A 20,954-nucleotide genomic window follows, 5' to 3' on the forward strand; every position below is an offset into this window, starting at 1 on the left:
GCGTCTTAACCACTTTAACGAGGTCATTATGCTTAAATTCTTATCCCCTGCTCCACATATTGAGCGTTTACCGAAAGAAAAGATTGATCCCACGTATCGTCGCTTACGTTGGCAAGTTTTTATGGGAATTTTCTTTGGCTATGCGGCTTACTATTTCGTCCGTAAAAACTTTGCCCTTGCTATGCCTGGGATGATTGAAACAGGGATGTATACCAAAGCAGATTTAGGTTATGCATTAGCTTTCGTATCAATTGCATACGGTATTTCTAAATTTATCATGGGTTCAGTTTCAGATCGTTCAAACTCCCGTGCATTTATCAGCTTAGGATTATTCCTTTCTGGTGCAACTATGGTAGCAATGGGGCTTTTCCCATTTGCAACAAGTTCCATTTACATCATTTCAATTCTGCTCTTTTTAAATGGTTGGTTCCAAGGGATGGGTTGGCCTCCTTGCGGACGCACCATGGTTCACTGGTGGTCTAAAAAAGAACGTGGCACCATCGTATCTATTTGGAATACCGCACATAACTTAGGTGGTGCAGTACCTGCATTGCTCCTTATGCTAGCAACCAGTATTTACGCTTATAGCCATCAACTTCCATCTATTAACGATGTACCACAGCGTGCTATTTGGCAAGAAGCATTATATTATCCGGGTATTGCAGCAATTATTGCCTCATTCATTGCATTTATTGTCATGCGTGATACCCCACAATCTTGTGGCTTGCCATCAATCGAAGAATATAAGAATGACTATCCAGACGATTACGATGCAGAAAAATCCGAAAAAGAATTACCCGCTAAAGAAATCTTTGTGAAATATGTCTTTAAAAATAAACTTCTTTGGTACATCGCAATTGCAAATGTGTTTGTATATCTGATTCGCTACGGCGTATTAGACTGGGCACCGACATATCTTAAAGAAGTCCGTCATTTCAATATTGATAAGTCATCAACTGCATATGCACTTTATGAAATTGCAGCTATTCCAGGTACATTATTCTGCGGTTGGGTATCTGACTACGTATTTAAATCAAAACGTGGTTTAACTGGCTTTATCTTTATGGTAGCAACCACTATTGCCCTTTGGGTTTATTGGAAAACACCATCTCAAGATATGGCAATGACAATGATGGTCATCGTAGGTTTCCTTATCTATGGTCCAGTAATGCTTATTGGCTTACATGCACTTGAACTTGCTCCGAAAAAAGCAGCAGGTACCGCTGCAGGTTTCACAGGATTATTCGGCTACCTTGGTGGTTCCGTAGCAGCAAGTGCAATTATCGGCTGGGCAGCAACTCGTTATGGCTGGGATAGTGGTTTCCATATCATGATTGCGGGTTCTATCATCGCTTGTTTATTGCTTCTTCTGACTATGTTACAAGAAGAGAAACACCATAAAACAATGGCAAAAAATAATTAATCGTTAATAAGGCAAGTTTTTAAAAAACTTGCCTTTTTTATGCACTAAAAATGAGGAAACTTTTATGGGTATGAAAATTAAAATACTAGGCTTAACTGGCATATTACTTACTACGGCGTTTTCAACGAATGCTTTTGCCCAATCAGCCGATGGGAAAATTATTATCGCACATCGTGGCGGAACAGGTTATTTACCAGAACACACCTTAGAGGCTAAAGCATTAGCCATCGGGCAGAAATCTGATTATATTGAACAAGATCTTGCAATGACTAAAGATAATTACCTGGTTGTTATCCATGATCCTTATCTTGATGGCATTACTAATGTTGCCGAAATTTATCCAGATAGAAAACGTGATGGACATTATTATGTGATGGATTTTACATTAGATGAAATTCAGAAATTAAAAATGACGGAAACGTTTAAAACAGTTGACGGTGAACAACAACTCGTTTATCCAGACCGTTTTCCACTATGGCGCCCTTCTTTCAAAATTCATACTTTCGAGACTGAATTACAATTTATTCAAGGGTTAGAAAAAACTTTAGGACACAAAATTGGGATTTATCCTGAAATCAAAGCACCATGGTTACATCATAAAGCGGGCAAAGATATCGCACTCGCTACGCTCAAAATGTTAAAAAAATATGGTTATACTAAAAAAACAGATAAAATTTATCTACAAACCTTTGATTATAATGAATTAAAACGTATTAAAACCCAACTTATGCCACAACTTAATATGGACTTAAAACTGGTTCAATTGATTGCATATAACGATTGGCATGAAACGGAAGAAAAAAATGCTAAGGGTAAATGGGTAAATTATGACTATAACTGGATGTTTAAGCCAGGTGCGTTAAAAGAGATCAGTAAATATGCAGACGGTATTGGTCCAGGCTGGTATATGCTTATTGATGAAAAAACATCAAAACCAGGCAAAGTGAATTTTACGCCACTCGTGAAAGAGATCGCCCAATATACCAATCTACAAGTCCACCCTTATACAGTTCGCAAAGATGCCCTACCACCATTCTTTAAAAATGTCGATGAGATGTACAGTGCATTATTCAAAGCTGGTGCTACAGGTATTTTTACTGATTTCCCAGATACGGGCGTTAACTTTTTACTAGAACAAGATAAGTTAAAACAATCACATATCCATGACGCAAAATAATAGTTGATTCTTTATTATCCAGTACACATTCGCAAATTTTATCAAGGAAACATTTATGGCTGAAAAAAAATACATTATTGCACTTGACCAAGGTACAACAAGCTCCCGTGCATTATTACTCGATCATAACGCTAAAGTAATTGCTGTTGCACAACGCGAATTTACTCAAATTTATCCCAAAGCTGGCTGGGTAGAGCACGATCCTATGGAAATTTGGGCAAGCCAAAGTTCAGTTCTTCACGAAGTCGTCGCAAAAGCAGATATTCGTCCAGATACTATCGCTGGAATTGGGATCACTAACCAACGTGAAACCACCATCGTATGGGAGAAAGAAACAGGAAAACCTGTTTATAATGCAATTGTGTGGCAATGTCGCCGTACAGCCCCAATTACTGATCAGCTTAAAGCAGATGGACATGAAGAATATATTCGCCAAACTACAGGGCTTGTTGTTGACCCTTATTTTTCAGGCTCAAAAATTAAATGGATTCTTGATAATGTTGAAGGTGTACGTGAAAAAGCAGAACGTGGCGAATTACTTTTCGGTACAGTAGATACATGGTTAGTTTGGAAATTAACCCAAGGTCGTGTCCACGTTACGGATTATACCAATGCATCCCGAACCATGTTATTTAACATTCATACTAAACAATGGGATGACAAAATGCTAGAACTCTTGGATATTCCACGTTCTATGCTACCTGAAGTAAAAAATTCCTCTGAAATTTATGGTCAAACTAATATTGGTGGTATGGGGGGTGTTCGTATCCCTGTCGCTGGCATTGCGGGTGACCAACAAGCTGCACTTTATGGACATCTTTGCGTCCGTGCGGGGCAAGCTAAAAATACCTATGGTACAGGTTGCTTTATGTTAATGCACACAGGTGATACCGCTGTACAATCTCGTAATGGTTTATTAACAACGATTGCTTGTGATGCTAAAGGTGGTCCAGCTTATGCATTAGAAGGTTCTATTTTTATGGCTGGTGCGGCTATTCAATGGTTACGAGATGAATTAAAAATTATTCATGATTCTCAAGATAGTGAATATTTCGCTCAAAAAGTCCCTGATTGTAATGGTGTTTATGTTGTCCCTGCCTTTACTGGTCTAGGTGCGCCATATTGGGATCCGTATGCGCGTGGCTCAATTCTAGGTCTTTCTCGTGGCGCAAACCGCAACCACATCGTGCGTGCTACTCTTGAATCAATTGCTTATCAAACTCGAGATGTTTTAGAGGCCATGCAATCTGATAGTGGTACAACATTAAAAAGTTTACGTGTAGATGGCGGAGCAACAGCAAATAATTTCTTAATGCAATTCCAAGCTGATATTTTAAATACTATTGTTGAACGACCTGTTGTTAAAGAAGTCACAGCACTAGGCGCTGCTTATCTTGCAGGTTTAGCGACAGGCTTTTGGAAAAATCTAGAGGAACTACAAGATACTGCCATTATTGAACAAAGCTTTATGCCTGATCAAGATGAAGAAAAACGAACACGTCGTTATAAAGGTTGGAAAAAAGCAGTTAAAAGAGCAGAACATTGGATTGATGATGATGAATAATTAATCATAAGTATGATAAAATAAAAAGGCGATAAAAAATCGCCTTTTTATTTTGATAAAGGAAAGAGTTTAAATAATTTTCTATAAATATTGGAGAACAATATGCTAGTTCAAAAAACAGATTTGCCGTTAGTTGCAATGGACTTTATGAATGAAGTACATTTAGAAGATATTGAAATGTTGAATACACTTAATGATAAGCTCATCGCATACGAGGCTGAACCAAGTCCAGAGGCTAAAGAAGACGTCAGCGATTATTGTGAAAAATGGTACGCCCATACTATTTCACACTTTAATGGTGAAGAAGTTGAAATGCAGCGTACACACTTTCCTCCATATATTATTCATAAAAATGAACATGATAATTTCCTTGCTATTATTCGTGCAGAAATTGATAAATTTAATCAAAATGCCAATCCTATCGCCTTACAAAAATTTATCGCACTTGATGTTGTGCCATGGCTGATTCAACATATTCGCACGATGGATACCGTCACTGCGATGTTCCTAAAAAATGGAATTAGTCCTTGTTGTGGAAATCATTAATTTATTGTTTACATTAAAAAAACTAGCCTTTCTTATCTGAAGAAAGACTAGTTTTTTCTTCCCTAAAGTTGCAAAATAGACATATCTGATAACTGATAACACGGGGAGAAAAATGGAAAAAATCTTGTTTGCCCATCGTGGAATGTCAAGTATTGCACCTGAAAACACATTATCTGCATTTACACGCTGCAAAGGATACGGCGTAAAATGGTTTGAATGTGATTTAGATATTCTAAAAGATGGCACTGTTGTAATTAGCCACGATAATGAATTAGATCGTTGTACAAATCATTGTGGTTCACTTTCTCAATTAACTGAACATGATCTTCAATCTATTGATGCGGGAAGTTGGTTTAGCGATAATTTTATTGGCGAACCCCTGCCGACACTAGACAGTGTGATCGACCTTATTAATCGTTTAGAACTCAACGTCAATTTTGAACTCAAATCTTATTCATCAAATCCAAAAACGGCAACCCTACTCATTGATAACTTTCTTCATGCAATCCAAAAATTAGATCCAAATCGTGAAATCATCATTTCAAGTTTTGATCCTAATATGTTGATGTTATTAAAAGAAAAATGCCCTGGATTACCAGTCGCATGCTTATTTGATTCCAACAGCATTCATCAAGATTGGTTAACAACCATGAAAAACTGCCAAGCACGCTATATCCATCCACAAAATGATGGACTAACCAAAGAGATGGTTAGTGAATTTTTAAAATATGGATATAAAATTAATGTATGGACGGTAAATGATTTAGCACGAGCTAATCAATTATTTAACTGGGGAGTAGCTGGAATTTTTACAGACATTGCTCAAGACTTCCCTGATCGCTATAAACGTTAAAATAAAAAGGGAAACATCTGTTTCCCTTCCTTTTAGAACATCTATTAATTAGTCTGCATTAATAATAATCTTAATTGCGTTTTCTTTACTTGCATTTAAGAAAACATCATATGCATGACGAATTTGATCGAGATCGAAATGGTGAGTAATCAATTTACCTACTGGTAATTTATTTGTTGCTACTGCACGCATTAGCATTGGTGTTGTATTAGTATTTACAAGACCAGTAGTAATAGTTAAATTTTTAATCCAAAGATCTTGGATTTGGAATTCTACTGGTTTACCGTGAACACCTACGTTAGCAATATGACCACCAGGTTTAACGATTTCTTGGCTAATATCCCAAGTAGCAGGAATACCTACCGCTTCAATCGCAACATCCACACCGTCTGGACCAACAATTTCTGCAATTTTTTGTTTAATATCGCCAGTTGGTGTTACAGCATGAGTTGCACCTAATTCTTTCGCCAATTGAAGACGATTTTCATCTAAATCAACCATAATAATAATTGATGGAGAATAGAATTGAGCGGTTAACAATGCTGCCAAACCAACAGGACCTGCACCGATAATCGCGATAGCATCACCTGGTTTTACATTACCGTATTGCACACCAATTTCATGCCCAGTCGGTAAAATATCACTCAGCATTACTGCTACTTCATCATCAATTTCATTTGGAATTTTAAATAAGCTATTATCTGCATGTGGAACACGAACATATTCAGCTTGTGTACCATCAATCATATGACCTAAAATCCAACCACCATCACGGCAATGTGCATAAAGTTGTTTTTTACAGTAGTCACAGCTACCACAAGCAGTAATACAAGAGATGATAACTTTATCACCTTTTTTGAATTGGGAAACACTACTACCCACTTCTTCAACAATCCCAACCCCTTCGTGGCCTAAAATAATGCCATCACGCATATAAAGGTTTTTACCCTTATAAATACCAAGGTCAGTACCACAAATAGTGGTTTTAGTGATGCGAACAATCACATCAGTAGGTTTTTCAATAACAGGTTTTTGCACTTCCTCAAGCGCAATATTATGATCACCGTGATACACGAGTGCTTTCATAATGGTCTCCTTAATATGTATAAACTTAATCCAAACTGCTTAAGAATATAGCAATCCATCGTTTATTTTTCAATTTTTTTTTACTCTTACCATAACTATAATTTAAGCTTCTTTTTCAAAATACTTCGATGAAGTTTTATTTCGTTCAAGATGTGATATTTTTATTTACTAAAAGAGAACCGTATGACTACTGAAATCCTCACTGTAAAATGTCCACAATGTAAAAAAGACGTGGAATGGACAAGCAAAAATATTTATCGTCCATTTTGCAGCAAACGCTGCCAATTAATTGATCTTGGTGAGTGGGCGGATGAAGAAAAAACTATTCCAGGCGAAGAGGCATTTCTTTCCTTATCTGATGAAGAACATTGGTAAAATAAAAGCTCGCCAAAGCGAGCTTTTTCCTACAAGTGTTTGATTTATCCTACGAATTAGAATTTGTAATTAACGTTTAAACCATAAAGCATTGCACTTGCGGTAACGTCAAAGCTTGCTGCTTGAATTGGGTTATTCGCTTCTTCGGTAAAGTGAGATTTCTTACCATGTAAGTATGCTGCCCCAACATCAATAGAAAGGTTGGTGGTTGGACGATAAGTTGCCCCAGCAGTGTACCAATAACGTTTGGTATCAGGGATTGAAATCGTATAATGGTGTCCCATCGCACTTGTTTCATAAGCGAAACCTGTACGCACTGTCCATTGATCACTCAAGTCGTAAGAAGTGCCAATTGCATAACGCCAGCTATCTTTAAAGCCTTCTTGTTTAGTAAATAAAGTGCCACCCGTTGCTTTACGAGTTGCATGAAGCTCATCAAATCGACTCCAGTTCGTCCATTTCGCACTATATCCAATCGCCCAACGATCTGTTAAACGGTCATAACCAGCAAGTTCTACGTAGTCTGGTAAGACGATTTTCAAACGACCATCAATTTCTTTACCATTCGTTGGAATGATGCCTTGTTTTGCAAGTTCTTGATTAATTAGTCCATTTATTACTGGATCAGAGGTTAAATCAGATAAACTGTTAGTAAACTTACCTTTGAAGTGAACTTCAATCGGTGAATGGTAAGCAATACCGATACGGTTATTTTCATTAAAGTTATATGTAATACCCGCATTTACACCGAAACTAACATTATCTCCTCGAAGTTTAACGAGTGTTGAATTTGGCTGAAGTTTATTAATCTGTTGTGCTGCATGTTGGACAGCTTGTTGAATAATCGGATTTTTTAACCCTGCTTGAATTTGTTGAGCTTGGCTAGCAGTAATGACACCATTTTTTTGTGCATTCGCAATCGTTTCACCTGGATTATTCACAGCTTGTTTTGCTAATTCACTTAAATAACCCATATTACGGCGAATTTCAGCACGAGTATAAACCACATTCGCACCTAAACCGAAACTCCAATTATTATAACGGTAAGCTGCACTAAAGTTAGTATTCACTGCGGCAATATGCGTATGACCGCCAAGATAACCCGCCATGAAATTATCATTATAATCTGTCGTTAAACCATAATTTAGGTTTATACCAGCACCGATCGCAAAATTATCATTGATAGGCATTACCCCATAAAATTGCGGTACAAATTGTGCTGGTGCGATATTGTGATCACTAACTTTAGTTCCTGTTGAAAGGATTTCTCCATTTACATCCAAATTAGGTGCAAACAGAATGCCCCCTGCACTGATTTCCGCACGTTTAAATTGTGTCATCAATGCTGGGTTAGTTGCGACAACAGACGCATTATCCGCTGTTGCTGCTTCGCCCGCAAAAGCACGTCCTAATCCAGATACAGAAGTTTCAGAGAGTTGAAAAGCCGATGCTGAAGCAACACTTGATAAAGAAAGTACAGCAGCTGCAAGGGCTGTCTTTTGAAAAACATTCAAAAGGTTTTTAGCATTTTTTTGTTTCATATATAATCCAATCCACCACGGGTAAAATAATCGGGGTGGAATATACGGAAAATATTTTTTATACACAATGAAAGCTGGTTATTTCAAAGACACATCCGACCAGTTACCTTGGTTTTTATCCATTTTTTCTATCGTATTTTGGTCATTTAAAATCTGTTACAAAATTTAATAACGCCATGATTTTCGGAGAAATTTATGTTTTTTGACACCCACACTCATCTGGATTATTTGGCTCAACGAACACAACGTCCACTATCACAAATTGTTGACGATGCAAATCGAGCAAATGTACAGAAAATGTTGCTAACTGCCGTAAATGCACAACAATTTACAGAATTTCCTCAACTCACCGCCCCATTCCAACAACAGATTCCCTTTGGCTTAGGTCTGCATCCACTCTTCATCGAACAACATCAAACTAATGATTTATTAAAACTTGAAGATGCCCTCATGCATCGTGCACCAAATTGTTGCGCTATCGCTGAAATCGGTTTAGAACGAGGTATTGAATCCCTGATTACACCTGTGCTTTGGCAAAAACAACTCGTATTTTTTCATGCACAACTTGAATTAGCGCAACAATTTAAACTTCCTGTGAGCCTACATAGCCGAAAAAGCCATCCCCAACTTCTCGCTATCTTGAAAAAAAATTCTCCCGAATTTCGTGGCGTAATTCATGGTTTTTCAGGCAGTTATGAACAAGCAAAACAATTTGTAGATCTTGGTTATTTCATCGGTGTTGGTGGTGTCATTACATACCCTCGAGCCAATAAAACTCGCCAAGCCATCGTAAAATTGCCTAACGATTGTTTACTTTTAGAAACAGATAGCCCTGATATGCCTTTAGCTGGGCAACAAGGGCGAGCTAATACTCCGAGTAATATCCCAACCATTTTTCATACATTATGTGACTTGAAATCGCTTACACCGTTACAATGTGAGCAATTAAAACAGCAAATTTGGCAAAATTCTGTGACACTTTTTTCACAAAAATAGTCTGGATTAATTGATGATTCGTCTTATAAAATGATCTAAAATTGCCCAATTAATTACGTTATTTGTTAAGGAGTACTCTATGCATCGTTTTGAACTTGCCCAACAAGGCACCATTACTGATCCAAATTCTTTTGCGGAATATCTTACTTTTGTAATTAAAGATGGCGTAAGTGCTGAAGATATCAAAGAAGCATTAGCTCAAGTCTTTGTTATTCAAAAATCTATCGGACAAAAAGATACAAATGCCCATTTATCTGTCAGTTTCGGTGTATCTTTGAATGGCTGGGAACGTATTTTCAATGACTTACCAAAACCAAAACAACTTACTGCTTTTCAACCGCTTAAAAATGGCAAACGTGAATTTCCCGCTACTCCAGGCGATATTTTCTTCATGATTAAATCAGAACGTATGGATTTAAATTTCCAAGCGGCAAAACATATTCGCCGTGCATTCCTCAATAAAGCTGATTTAACCGAAGATACTCAAGGTTATAAATACTTAGATAGCCGTGATTTAATTGATTTCGTTGATGGTACAGAAAATCCTAAATTACAAGAACGCCTTGATACAGTTCTTGTTGAAGAAGACGTTGATTTACATAAAGGCGGAACCTATTTACTTGTCCAAAAATATGTAGATATTGATAATCTCCTTCCATGGGATAAAGAACCTGTTGAATATCAGGAAAAAGTAATCGGTCGCACCAAATTTGATGATATTGAATTAGCAGATAACGTAAAACCTGTCTGGGCGCATAATGCTAAAAGTAAAGTATTTTTTGATGATGTAGAACAAAAAATGTTCCGTCAAAATCGTCCTTTTGGGAATGCTCAACAACACGGTACTATGTTTGTCGGTTTTGCAGCAAATCCTGATGTGTTATTAACTTCTATCAAACAAATGATTACCGCAGATAAAGATGGCAATTACGATCGCCTTTTAGACTTCGTACAAGCGGTAACGGGTAATCTTTATTTCTTCCCATCAATGACATTAATTAATAACTTCGACGATTAATTTTAATTTCAATTTCACGCCCCAATTTTCCAAAAAATTTATGAAAATTGGGGCGTCATTTTTATCAATTTCTTAATTTGTGATCACCTTCCCAGTTTCTTCGCATAAATTTTTGTAAACTGACACTAAATAGCCTATTTAATCATCACTTTTTCAAATAAGGGCGTCAGCATGAAGAAACTCATTAATCAATTAGATACCATTCTATCAGAACAACTTCATGGGTTTATCAAAGCTCATCCACAATGTGAATTAAATCTAGATCCCTGTTTTATCAAACGTAAAGAGGCGCCCATCGCAAACCAAGTTGCGCTTATTTCAGGTGGTGGTAGCGGTCATGAACCTATGCATATTGGTTTCATTGGTGAAGGAATGTTAACTGCTGCCTGTCCTGGAGAGATTTTTACTTCCCCGACACCTGATCAAATGCTTAGTTGTGCAATGGCTGTAGATAGCGGTAAGGGGGTAGTTTTTCTCGTAAAAAACTATACGGGAGATGTTCTAAATTTTGAAACTGCTACCGAGCTTTACGCCGATATGGGGGGAAAAGTTAGTTTCATCATCGTAGATGACGATGTCGCTGTAAAAGATAGTTTATTTACCGCAGGGCGCCGTGGGGTTGCCAACACAGTCCTAATTGAAAAAATGTTAGGTGCTGCAATTTCTCGTGGTGATAGTCTTGATAAAATTGAAGCACTTGGTGTGCGTTTGAATAATCAAGGGCATTCGATTGGCGTAGCACTCAATGCATGTACCGTCCCTGCAGCGGGTAAACCCTCTTTTATGCTAACCGAAAATGAAATGGAATTTGGTGTCGGAATTCATGGTGAACCTGGTATTGAACGCCGCCCTTATACAAATTTAGATGATACTGTCGAGCAAATGTTTTCGACATTAATTGAAAATAGTACTTATCAACGCAAATTACGCCAATGGGATAGAAATAAAAACACTTGGCGTGAAACGGAACAAAGTAAACATCCTTTACAAAAAGGTGATGAAGTTATCGCTTTAGTCAATAATTTAGGTACCGTACCAACCTCAGAATTATATGGTATATACCATAAACTTACACAATGTTGTGATAATTTTGGTATAAAAATTAAACGTTCTCTTATTGGCACCTACTGTTCATCTTTAGATATGCAAGGCTTTTCTATTACCTTATTACAAACAAACGAAGATGATCTCACCTTATGGGATGCCCCAGTTGTTACACCTGCCATGCGGTGGGGAAAATAAAACTTAAGGAGAAGTCCATGAATATTACTCGTCATACTATTTATCAGTGGCTCATAAATTGTCACCATATCTTTACCGCTCAACAAGATTACCTGACACAACTTGATAGAGAAATTGGTGATGCGGATCATGGATTAAATATGCAACGTGGCTTTAATTACGTGGTAGAAAAACTGCCTGATGTTGCCAATAAAGATATTGGTACAATTTTAAGAACGGTAGGCATGACATTATTATCAAAAGTAGGAGGGGCTAGCGGTCCGTTATTTGGTACATTCTTCCTGAAAGCAGCACAAGTTGCTCAAAACAAGGAAATACTTACTCTCAATGAATTTTATGATGTTTTAAAAGCTGGAAGTGATGGTTTAATTGCTCGAGGACGAGCAGAACTCGGTGATAAAACCATTTGCGATGTTTTAATTCCAGTATTGCATGACTTTCAACTCGCATTAGATAAACATGAAAATTCCCCTGCTCTTTTCCAATGCCTTGCTGATACCGCAGAACATGCTGCTCATGACACCACTCCTTTAATTGCCAAAAAAGGGCGTGCAAGTTATTTACATGAGCGTAGTTGCGGTCATCAAGATCCTGGTGCAACCTCTACCAGTTATATTTTCAAAGCACTTGCACAGACTATGGAGAATTGCCATGATTAATTTTGTCATTGTTTCCCATAGTCAAGCGTTAGCAGAAGGTGTTGTAGCACTTGCCAACCAAATCAAAGCACCTGAATGTAAAATAGTTGCTGCAGGAGGATTGGAAGATTCTCCTGATGGTATTGGAACAGACACTATTAAAATTATTCATGCGATTGAGAATGCATTTACTGAAGAGGGTGTGATCGTTTTTGTGGATCTCGGAAGTGCTATTCTTGGCACACAGACCGCATTGGACTTACTTGATCCTGCAATAGCAGAAAAAGTCCATTTAAGTTATGCACCTTTAATTGAAGGAACGATAGCTGCTGTCGTGGCTGCATCAAGTGGTGCGTCACTAGAAGATGCACTTTCAGAGGCAAATGAGGCAGCATTCCTCAAATTAAGTTTGAATGATCAATAATAACCTTTGCAAGCCTTACAATTATGCGTATTATGGTGAGCAATTTTATTACTTACCATTTGTAGTAAGCTTTTTTCGATAATATTAATAAGGACAAAATCGATGCAAAGTTTAGCTCAATCTACACGTAATGCTGCTATTTTGGATACTGATGCCCTCATTCAGTATATTATTGATCGACATCATCAACGTGAAAGATTCATTCTGACTCAACTTGAAGACACTATTTTACAAGCATGTGAAAAATATCCCGATAATGCTTTGCTATTGAGTTTTTACCAAAAATTTATTGTGGCACATCAAGAATTATTAAATCATTTTGAATCAGAGGAACAAGACCTCTACCCTAAAATTCTCCACGGAGAAAAAGTGAATTGGGATAAACTTACAAAAGAACATATTATTCTTGCCCAATCAGTACAGCAACTTTCTGAATTACTTACGAAAATCAAATTGGAAAATAATAAAATATCTTCCGATCTCGTAAACAAAATGGTAGAAAACTTCGAGAATTTTGCCGTAGATGTCCATCATCACATGTTTCTCGAAAACATGGTTTTGTTTAAGCGTTAATCATTAAAATAATTCATCTTTTCCGCAAAATGCCGAAAATTTGTCTTATTTTGTTTTAAATTCACACCAAAAAAGCACTTGATACTGTATAAGAATACAGTTATATTATTACCCAATCAGTCTTATTATTTATCAGAAAGGGATAAAAAATGGCAACTCCAGAGGAAAAAGCAAAGGCACTCGAAGCCGCATTAGGTCAAATTGAAAAACAATTTGGTAAAGGCTCAATTATGAAATTGGGCGAAACACAAAACTTAGATATTGAATCCATTTCAACAGGTTCACTAGGCTTAGATATCGCACTTGGTATCGGTGGTTTGCCAATGGGTCGTATTGTAGAAATCTTTGGTCCCGAATCTTCTGGTAAAACAACCCTTACCCTTTCTGTTATCGCAGAAGCCCAAAAAAATGGGAAAACTTGTGCCTTTATCGATGCAGAACACGCACTTGATCCAATCTATGCGGCAAAACTAGGCGTAGATATTAAAAATCTTCTTGTATCTCAGCCAGATAATGGTGAACAAGCACTTGAAATCTGTGATGCATTAGTACGTTCTGGTGCGGTAGATGTAGTGATTGTGGACTCAGTAGCTGCACTAACACCAAAAGCAGAAATTGAAGGTGATATGGGTGACTCTCATGTAGGGTTACAAGCACGTTTAATGTCACAAGCATTGCGTAAATTAACAGGTCAAATTAAAAATTCTAACTGCCTGGTTGTTTTCATCAACCAAATTCGTATGAAAATCGGCGTTATGTTCGGTAATCCAGAAACTACCACTGGTGGTAATGCTTTAAAATTCTATGCGTCAGTGCGTCTTGATATCCGCCGTGTTGGTGCCGTGAAAAATGGTGATGAAATCTTAGGTAATGAAACCCGCGTTAAAGTGGTGAAAAATAAAGTTGCACCGCCATTCCGCCAAGTTGAATTCCAAATCCTTTATGGGGAAGGTATCTCTAAAACTGGTGAACTCATTGATTTAGGTGTTAAACAAAAACTTATCAATAAATCAGGCGCATGGTTCTCTTACGAAGGCGAAAAAATTGGTCAAGGTAAAAACAATGCGAAAAAATGGTTAGAAGATCATCCTGAAAAAATGCAAGAGTTGGAAGAAAAACTCCGTGCAGAATTACTCGCAAATCCAGATCAAGCGTTATTTGCAGAAATTGATGCATCGGGTGATGAAGATGATGCCGAAAGCATTGAACGCATAACAGATGACGAATAAACAATTCATCTTTATTGTAAAACCACGCATAAGCGTGGTTTTTTCTTAACCTAGCACATAATATTTTCAGGAAAGAGGTATGGAAACACAACAACGCCAATCATTTGCTCTTAATTATGTTATTAATCTATTATCGCGCCGTGAATATTCCGAATTTGAATTACGTTGTAAGCTCCAAGAAAAAGCCTATAGTGAAGATGAAATTGAATATGCTATTGGCAAATGCCAAGAACGCCATTGGCAAAGCGATCACCGTTTTGCCGAAAACTATCTACGCGCCCGTTCACAACGTGGATATGGGCTAAAACGAATCCAGCAAGAATTGACACAACTAAAAGGTGTGCAAGAAAGTACTATTTCTGACGTACTTACCGAAATGGAAGAAGACAATGCCATTAATTGGCAAGCTGTTGCCCTTAATGTACTGCGTAAAAAATTCCCTTTCTTCCAAGAAAGCCTAACACCTAAACAAAAACAAAAAATTTGGCAATATATGTTCTCACATGGGTTTAATAGCGATGAATTTTCGGTATTTATTGGCATGAGCGATGAAGAGATTTCAGATTATTTTGCTGAATGGTAACGTAAGTATCGAGCTTACAGGCGACTTTTGATAAAACAATAGGTACAATAATAGCCAATTTAAATTCTGAATAATATTTTGTATGAATATCTTAATCATTGGTCCATCTTGGGTTGGGGATATGGTCATGTCCCAAAGCCTTTATAAAACCTTAAAAACGCAATATCCTAACTGTGAAATTGATGTACTTGCCCCAAATTGGTGCAAACCTTTACTAGAAAGAATGCCAGAAGTCCGTAACGCAATTACGATGCCAATCGGACATAAAGCACTCGAAATTAAAACACGTTATCAGATAGGTAAATCACTTAGAAACCAATATGATATGGCGGTGGTTTTACCAAATTCTTTTAAATCGGCATTTATTCCACTTTTTGCGAAAATTCCACTTCGCCGTGGTTGGAAAGGGGAAAGTCGATACTTTATTTTAAATGACTTACGCCCGAATAAAAAAGATTACCCAATGATGGTGCAACGTTATATTGCTCTTGGTTACGATAAAACCGATGTTCCATTGGCTAAGGATATCGTTATTGAGAAACCCGCACTCTCCTACTCTAAACAAGACATTCTGCTTACCAAACAACACTTTGCAGAACAATTAAAGTATGAAGATGAACGCCAAGTTATTGGTTTTTGTCCCGGTGCAGAATTTGGTCCAGCGAAACGTTGGCCACACTATCACTATGCTAATCTAGCTAAACTTCTTATCGAGAAAGGCTTTGCAATACGTATTTTTGGTTCCCCAAAAGATCATGCAGTAGGTGAAGAAATTATTCAGTCTTTACCGGAAGAAATGCGATCTTTTTGCTGCAATTTGGCAGGAGCGACGACATTAAACCAAGCCGTCGATTTAATCGCAGATTGCCAAGCGATTGTGAGCAATGATAGTGGACTTATGCACATCGCCGCTGCCGTTAATCGCCCACTGGTTGCACTTTATGGACCAACAAGCCCAACTTATACACCACCATTATCGGATAAAGCGATCATTATTCGCCTAATTGAAGGGGGATTAATTAAAATTCGCAAAGGTTCTGATAGTAGTGAGGGCTATCATCAAAGTCTTATTGATATCCAACCCAATATGGTTTGGGAAAAACTTTCTACGTTGCTATAACAAACTAGATCTTAAAGAAAAACCGCAATCAATGTTGCGGTTTTTTATCCTATTTCATTTCTGGGAAAAGCATTTCCAATACATCTCTCGTCACTCGTCGTGGGGTGCCGTGATGTGGGAAAATATGAATAAGCATTGCGGGATTAAAATTCGCTTCAATTACGCCCCAGGAATGGATACTATCCGTGGCAGGTTGAGTATAATCTGGAATAATCAAATCAACCCCACAAACTGCCGCACCCAATGCTTTTGTAATGCCCACTGCGATATCTTTATAACTTGGATGCATAATATCCGTCATATCAATACTATCGCCACCTGAGCTAATATTAGAATTTACACGCAGTTGTACAATTTCACCTTTCGCAGGGATACTATCAGGCGTTAATCCTTGTGCTTTTAATTGTAATAATTCAATATCGCCCAACACAATTTTTTTCAATGGAGTTCGTTTGCCATCACCACGAAGAGGATGATCATTTTTAATTTCAATAAGTTGGCGAATCGTTTTTTCACCGTCCCCTTCTACGTTAGCGGGAACACGCAATAAAACCGCTAATGTTTTATCACCAATCACAAAGAAACGATATTCCGTTCCAGTAAGATAATTCTCTACCATAACGGATTTATCTTCTCTAAAGGCAATATCTATGGCTTTCGCAAAATCTTCTTTATCTTTTACGCCATCTTGGAAAATACTGATTCCCAAACCGAAGTTCGTTGATTTTGGTTTAATCACCATAGGTTTATCAAAAAACAATGGGAAACTTGCCTTTGCCACTTCGGGATCAGTAAACTCAATACTATCTGGAACGTTATAGCCTGCGGTTTTTAATACCTTCTTCGTTACCACTTTGTTTTCCATGATAAGCGGTGCAATATAACTATCTTTTCCCGTCATATTGCCGTTTTTCACATATTCAATATGCTCAGCAAATTGCAATTTTAAGAAATTATCCTGCTCATCTAGAATCTCAACTTTTAGCCCTTTAACAATTGCATCAAACATTAAAGTTTGGGTAGAAAGTTCCATGTTAGCAAAGGCTTCCAAACAGAAAAAATGCTCCATCGCTTGTGCTTTATATTTAATCGCAAGTTCGGTACCTAATTTTTCATAACTTCCGACTTCTTCAATCGCTTTCACAACTTTTGCACAAAGGGTTTGGCTTGGATCATTAAACTGTTCACGTTTTGATTGTGCATAATTTTTTACGGAAATTGGGGCGTGTAAACTATCTAGCATTGCCAATAGTTTATCCATCATAGCCACCCCTTCCGCTTTAAATTTTGTTTCTGTAAGCGGATTTTCTAACGCAACTTCAGCTAGGCGTGCTTTACCGAGCTGAACACTTTCTTGGGTGCCTTCTTCATCAAGCCAAAGCATTAAAAGAATAAAATAGTGAATAAAATTCGCATCTTCTTCACTCATACCATAAGCTTCAAATGGGTTGAGATCGAATAATCTAAACTCAATATATTGGATACCCGATGCGAGCAGATCCCGTGCTTTATTTGCACCACGCAAGCGCGCATTAGAATAAAACTCTTTTTCTGCCTGTAATTTACCAATACTTACCCAATGTTCGAGTGTTTTGACATACTCTTGTAAGCTATCAAAAGATACAACGACTTCTGGTTCATTCACATATCCATAACGGCTAGTGCGTAAGCTACGTACGTACTGCCCTGCTTTTAATGGCGAGCCATCACGGAAATAGGCAGCATCGACAGTAGGTGTCGCTGCCAATAAATACACCAATATCCATTGATAACGTAAAAAATTACGGGTCATTTTAAGGTAAAGTGCATTCTGAAATTCAACAAGACTCTCTTTTTGTCCCGAAATTTGATGAAGTTGCTTGATAAACTCTGGTGAGATTTGGAAATTATAATGAATCCCACTCACCATCTGTTTTTTCTTACCGTAAATCTCAACAAGATGTTCTCGATAAGCAACATCAGCAGGATTATCTAATTTAGCCACCTGGATTTGACTTTCATTAGGCAGGCGAGGTGGCATACTGAAAGGAAAAATATATTCATCTTCAGGTAAAGTACGAAGTACAATTTGATGAATCGCTGAAAGCCAACGCATGGTATCATGCACCGTCTTATTGGGTGGCGTAATAAGTTCTAGCTGACTTTCAGCAAAGTCTGTTTGAATATAGGGATGAAACCGACGATTACCAAAAATATGTGGATGAGGCGTTGTTGCCAATTCACCATTTTGCCATATTCGTACACTCTCTTTTTCAAGCCCATAAGATCCTTGTTGAAAAAGCAATTCTAATTGATGTTGCTTAATGGCTAGTTGAATATTCATCGGTATTCTCCCCTCAATGGATTATCTTATAATTCTTCCTTAGCATGATTTAACGTATATTTTGGAATTTCAATCGTTAAATTTTCTTTCCCTACTCGGCACTGACAGCTTAAACGGCTATTCATCGTGACGCCCCATGCCTTATCCAACATATCGTCTTCTTGTTCGCTGCTTTCATTAAGACTATCAAACCCTTCTTCAACGATAACATGGCAAGTCGTACAAGCACCAACACCACCACAGGCATGATCGATATCAACGCCCGCTTCCAATGCACTTTCTAATAAATTCGCACCTTCAGCTACTTCAACTTCCATACCTTCAGGACAAATATCTTCGTGCGGTAAAAAAATAACTTTTGGCATAATTTCTTCCTCTTATTCCTCTAAATTATCGACACTTTGTCCTGTCAAAACCGCTCGGACAGACTGATCCATACGTTTTGCGGCAAAATGTTGTGTCGATTTATCTAACGCTTGGATACCTTCTTTAAGTTCAAGCATTGTGCCAACTGGCAATAAATTTTCTAGTGCTTTCATTGCTTGGACAATTTGAGCAAGCTCAGCATCATCAAGCAATTTCACGTCCTGTTTAAGGGCAGCATTCACTGTTTCTAAAGCACGTTTTGCTTCGACACGTTGCTCTGCTAACTGACGTGATTCAATATCTTCTTTGGCATGTTCCAATGAGCTTTTTAGCATTTGCGCAATTTCTTCATCCGTCAAACCATAAGAAGGTTTTACTTGAATACTTGATTGAACACCTGTCGATTTTTCCATAGCAGTAACACTGAGCAGACCATCAGCATCAACTTGATAAGTTACACGAATTTGAGCAGCACCCGCTACCATTGGAGGGATACCTTTTAAGCTAAAACGTGCAAGCGAACGGCAATCTTCTACTAATTCACGTTCACCTTGGACAACATGAACACTCATCCCTGTTTGCCCATCTTTAAATGTCGTGAAATCTTGCGCACGGGTAACAGGAATCGTGGTGTTACGTGGAATAATTTTTTCCACTAAACCGCCCATTGTTTCAATACCTAATGATAATGGAATCACGTCAAGTAATAACATTTCATTATCAGGTTTATTTCCCGCTAAGATATCTGCTTGAATCGCAGCGCCTAAAGCTACGACTTTATCAGGGTCTATACTTGTCAGTGGTTGACGATTAAAAAACTCACCCACTTGTGAACGTACAAAAGGCACACGAGTTGACCCACCGACCATGACGACATTTTTCACATCATCAATGGTTAACTTCGCATCTTTTAATACTCGGCGACAAGCCAATAATGAGCGTTTTACAAGAGGTTCAATCAATCCATCAAAATCACGACGTGAAATTTCTCCCGTCCAGTTACCGTACCCGAACGCAACACTGTGTTGATCGCTAAGTGTAACTTTTAAACTTGTCGCAAGTTCTAATAACTCACGTTGTTCTTTCAGATCTTTTGGCTGATGATGTGACTTTTCGACAATCCAATTTGCTAATAGGTGATCGAAATCATCACCGCCCAATGCTGTATCACCACCTGTCGCTAAGACTTCAAAGATACCTTTGCTTAAACGTAAAATAGAAATATCAAAGGTCCCGCCACCCAGATCGTAAACCGCAATAATTCCTTCTTCTTGGCTATCTAAACCATATGCGATTGCAGCAGCTGTTGGTTCATTTAAAAGGCGTAAAACATGTAATCCCGCTAACTTAGCCGCATCTTTTGTACTTTGACGTTGAGCATCATCAAAATAGGCAGGAACGGTAATTACTGCGCCTGTTAATTCACCACCTAGACGTGCTTCAGCCAATGTTTTTAATTTTTTAAGAATTTCTGCAGAAACTTCGATAGGGGTTTTCGTACCTTGTGCAGTTTCCATCATCGGTAATCCATTGGCACTCGCAGTAAACGCATAAGGTAATTTAGGATAACGATTTTGAATATCTACTAAACTGCGTCCGATTAAACGTTTTGCAGAAATGATGGTATTTTTGGGATCACTTGAAGCCAATTCAAGAGCTTCATAACCAATAGTTGTTGCTTCTGGTGCGAAATGTACCACGGAAGGTGTTAAAGGACGTTCCTGTTCGTCCAATAATATTTCTGGACTACTGTTTCTTACGGTAGCCAATAAGGAATTTGTTGTCCCAAGATCGATCCCGACCGCTAATTTTTGTTCATGCGGTGCAGCCATTTGTCCTGGTTCGGCAATTTGTAGAAGTGCCATAAATAATCTCTA

20 protein-coding genes are annotated in these 20,954 nt (G+C 37.9%); 15 read left to right on the top strand and 5 right to left on the bottom strand.

What is annotated here, in order from left to right; translation table 11 throughout:
- Window positions 1–28 precede the first annotated feature (28 nt).
- From glpT to EL259_RS03280, 5 genes are all read left to right on the top strand, one after another.
- On the top strand, window positions 29–1,423 hold the full coding sequence (gene glpT, locus EL259_RS03260) for a glycerol-3-phosphate transporter (RefSeq protein WP_126598963.1): 1,395 nt from the start codon (window positions 29–31) through the stop codon (window positions 1,421–1,423).
- Window positions 1,424–1,493: 70 nt separating this feature from the next.
- On the top strand, window positions 1,494–2,600 hold the full coding sequence (glpQ, locus tag EL259_RS03265; RefSeq protein WP_126600847.1) for a glycerophosphodiester phosphodiesterase: 1,107 nt from the start codon (window positions 1,494–1,496) through the stop codon (window positions 2,598–2,600).
- Window positions 2,601–2,655: 55 nt separating this feature from the next.
- Entirely contained in the window at window positions 2,656–4,164 is a 1,509-nt protein-coding gene (gene glpK / locus EL259_RS03270) for a glycerol kinase GlpK (RefSeq protein WP_126598966.1), read from the top strand.
- A 102-nt stretch (window positions 4,165–4,266) separates the two neighbouring features.
- Window positions 4,267–4,710 (top strand): bacteriohemerythrin, encoded by a 444-nt coding sequence (locus EL259_RS03275; protein WP_126598968.1) that lies wholly within the window; start codon window positions 4,267–4,269, stop codon window positions 4,708–4,710.
- 112 nt (window positions 4,711–4,822) lie between these two features.
- Complete coding sequence (locus EL259_RS03280; protein ID WP_126598970.1) at window positions 4,823–5,563, top strand: glycerophosphodiester phosphodiesterase family protein; 741 nt, start codon at window positions 4,823–4,825, stop codon at window positions 5,561–5,563.
- Window positions 5,564–5,611: 48 nt separating this feature from the next.
- On the opposite strand, the gene EL259_RS03285 is transcribed toward EL259_RS03280, so the two are convergent.
- Window positions 5,612–6,649: a zinc-dependent alcohol dehydrogenase family protein gene (locus EL259_RS03285; protein ID WP_126598972.1), complete on the bottom strand. Its 1,038-nt coding sequence runs from the start codon at window positions 6,647–6,649 to the stop codon at window positions 5,612–5,614.
- Between the two features lie 183 nt (window positions 6,650–6,832).
- Between EL259_RS03285 and yacG the strand changes: the two genes are divergently transcribed.
- Window positions 6,833–7,024, top strand: a complete 192-nt coding sequence (gene yacG, locus EL259_RS03290; protein WP_126598974.1) for a DNA gyrase inhibitor YacG — start codon at window positions 6,833–6,835, stop codon at window positions 7,022–7,024.
- A 56-nt stretch (window positions 7,025–7,080) separates the two neighbouring features.
- On the opposite strand, the gene EL259_RS03295 is transcribed toward yacG, so the two are convergent.
- Window positions 7,081–8,565 (bottom strand): outer membrane protein transport protein, encoded by a 1,485-nt coding sequence (locus EL259_RS03295; RefSeq protein ID WP_126598976.1) that lies wholly within the window; start codon window positions 8,563–8,565, stop codon window positions 7,081–7,083.
- Between the two features lie 195 nt (window positions 8,566–8,760).
- Here EL259_RS03295 and EL259_RS03300 point away from each other — a divergent pair, with 195 nt between their 5' ends.
- From EL259_RS03300 to waaF, 9 genes are all read left to right on the top strand, one after another.
- Window positions 8,761–9,561 (top strand): TatD family hydrolase, encoded by an 801-nt coding sequence (locus EL259_RS03300; protein WP_126598978.1) that lies wholly within the window; start codon window positions 8,761–8,763, stop codon window positions 9,559–9,561.
- 79 nt (window positions 9,562–9,640) lie between these two features.
- On the top strand, window positions 9,641–10,579 hold the full coding sequence (locus tag EL259_RS03305; protein WP_126598980.1) for a Dyp-type peroxidase: 939 nt from the start codon (window positions 9,641–9,643) through the stop codon (window positions 10,577–10,579).
- A gap of 171 nt (window positions 10,580–10,750) precedes the next feature.
- Entirely contained in the window at window positions 10,751–11,821 is a 1,071-nt protein-coding gene (dhaK, locus tag EL259_RS03310) for a dihydroxyacetone kinase subunit DhaK (RefSeq protein WP_126598982.1), read from the top strand.
- A gap of 17 nt (window positions 11,822–11,838) precedes the next feature.
- Window positions 11,839–12,480: a dihydroxyacetone kinase subunit DhaL gene (gene dhaL / locus EL259_RS03315; RefSeq protein WP_126598984.1), complete on the top strand. Its 642-nt coding sequence runs from the start codon at window positions 11,839–11,841 to the stop codon at window positions 12,478–12,480.
- On the top strand, window positions 12,473–12,883 hold the full coding sequence (gene dhaM / locus EL259_RS03320; RefSeq protein WP_126598986.1) for a dihydroxyacetone kinase phosphoryl donor subunit DhaM: 411 nt from the start codon (window positions 12,473–12,475) through the stop codon (window positions 12,881–12,883). Before dhaL ends, dhaM begins: the two co-directional genes overlap by 8 nt.
- Before the next feature lie 102 nt (window positions 12,884–12,985).
- Window positions 12,986–13,456 (top strand): hemerythrin domain-containing protein, encoded by a 471-nt coding sequence (locus tag EL259_RS03325; protein WP_126598988.1) that lies wholly within the window; start codon window positions 12,986–12,988, stop codon window positions 13,454–13,456.
- Between the two features lie 149 nt (window positions 13,457–13,605).
- Window positions 13,606–14,685: a recombinase RecA gene (gene recA, locus EL259_RS03330; RefSeq protein WP_126598990.1), complete on the top strand. Its 1,080-nt coding sequence runs from the start codon at window positions 13,606–13,608 to the stop codon at window positions 14,683–14,685.
- 79 nt (window positions 14,686–14,764) lie between these two features.
- Entirely contained in the window at window positions 14,765–15,268 is a 504-nt protein-coding gene (gene recX / locus EL259_RS03335; RefSeq protein ID WP_126598992.1) for a recombination regulator RecX, read from the top strand.
- Window positions 15,269–15,350: 82 nt separating this feature from the next.
- Window positions 15,351–16,388: a lipopolysaccharide heptosyltransferase II gene (waaF, locus tag EL259_RS03340; RefSeq protein WP_126598994.1), complete on the top strand. Its 1,038-nt coding sequence runs from the start codon at window positions 15,351–15,353 to the stop codon at window positions 16,386–16,388.
- A gap of 49 nt (window positions 16,389–16,437) precedes the next feature.
- Here the strand turns inward: waaF and gshAB are convergent, their stop codons facing one another.
- The 3 genes from gshAB to hscA are packed head-to-tail and all read right to left on the bottom strand — an operon-like array spanning window position 16,438 to window position 20,942.
- On the bottom strand, window positions 16,438–18,711 hold the full coding sequence (gene gshAB / locus EL259_RS03345) for a bifunctional glutamate--cysteine ligase GshA/glutathione synthetase GshB (protein ID WP_126598996.1): 2,274 nt from the start codon (window positions 18,709–18,711) through the stop codon (window positions 16,438–16,440).
- Between the two features lie 26 nt (window positions 18,712–18,737).
- Entirely contained in the window at window positions 18,738–19,076 is a 339-nt protein-coding gene (fdx, locus tag EL259_RS03350) for an ISC system 2Fe-2S type ferredoxin (protein WP_126598998.1), read from the bottom strand.
- 12 nt (window positions 19,077–19,088) lie between these two features.
- The gene (gene hscA, locus EL259_RS03355; protein WP_126599000.1) at window positions 19,089–20,942 is read right to left on the bottom strand and encodes a Fe-S protein assembly chaperone HscA; all 1,854 of its coding nucleotides are present in this window, start codon (window positions 20,940–20,942) and stop codon (window positions 19,089–19,091) included.
- Between the last annotated feature and the right edge of the window lie 12 nt (window positions 20,943–20,954).

The sequence above is a fragment of the Actinobacillus delphinicola genome (genome assembly GCF_900638385.1).
GTDB lineage: Bacteria > Pseudomonadota > Gammaproteobacteria > Enterobacterales > Pasteurellaceae > Actinobacillus_C > Actinobacillus_C delphinicola.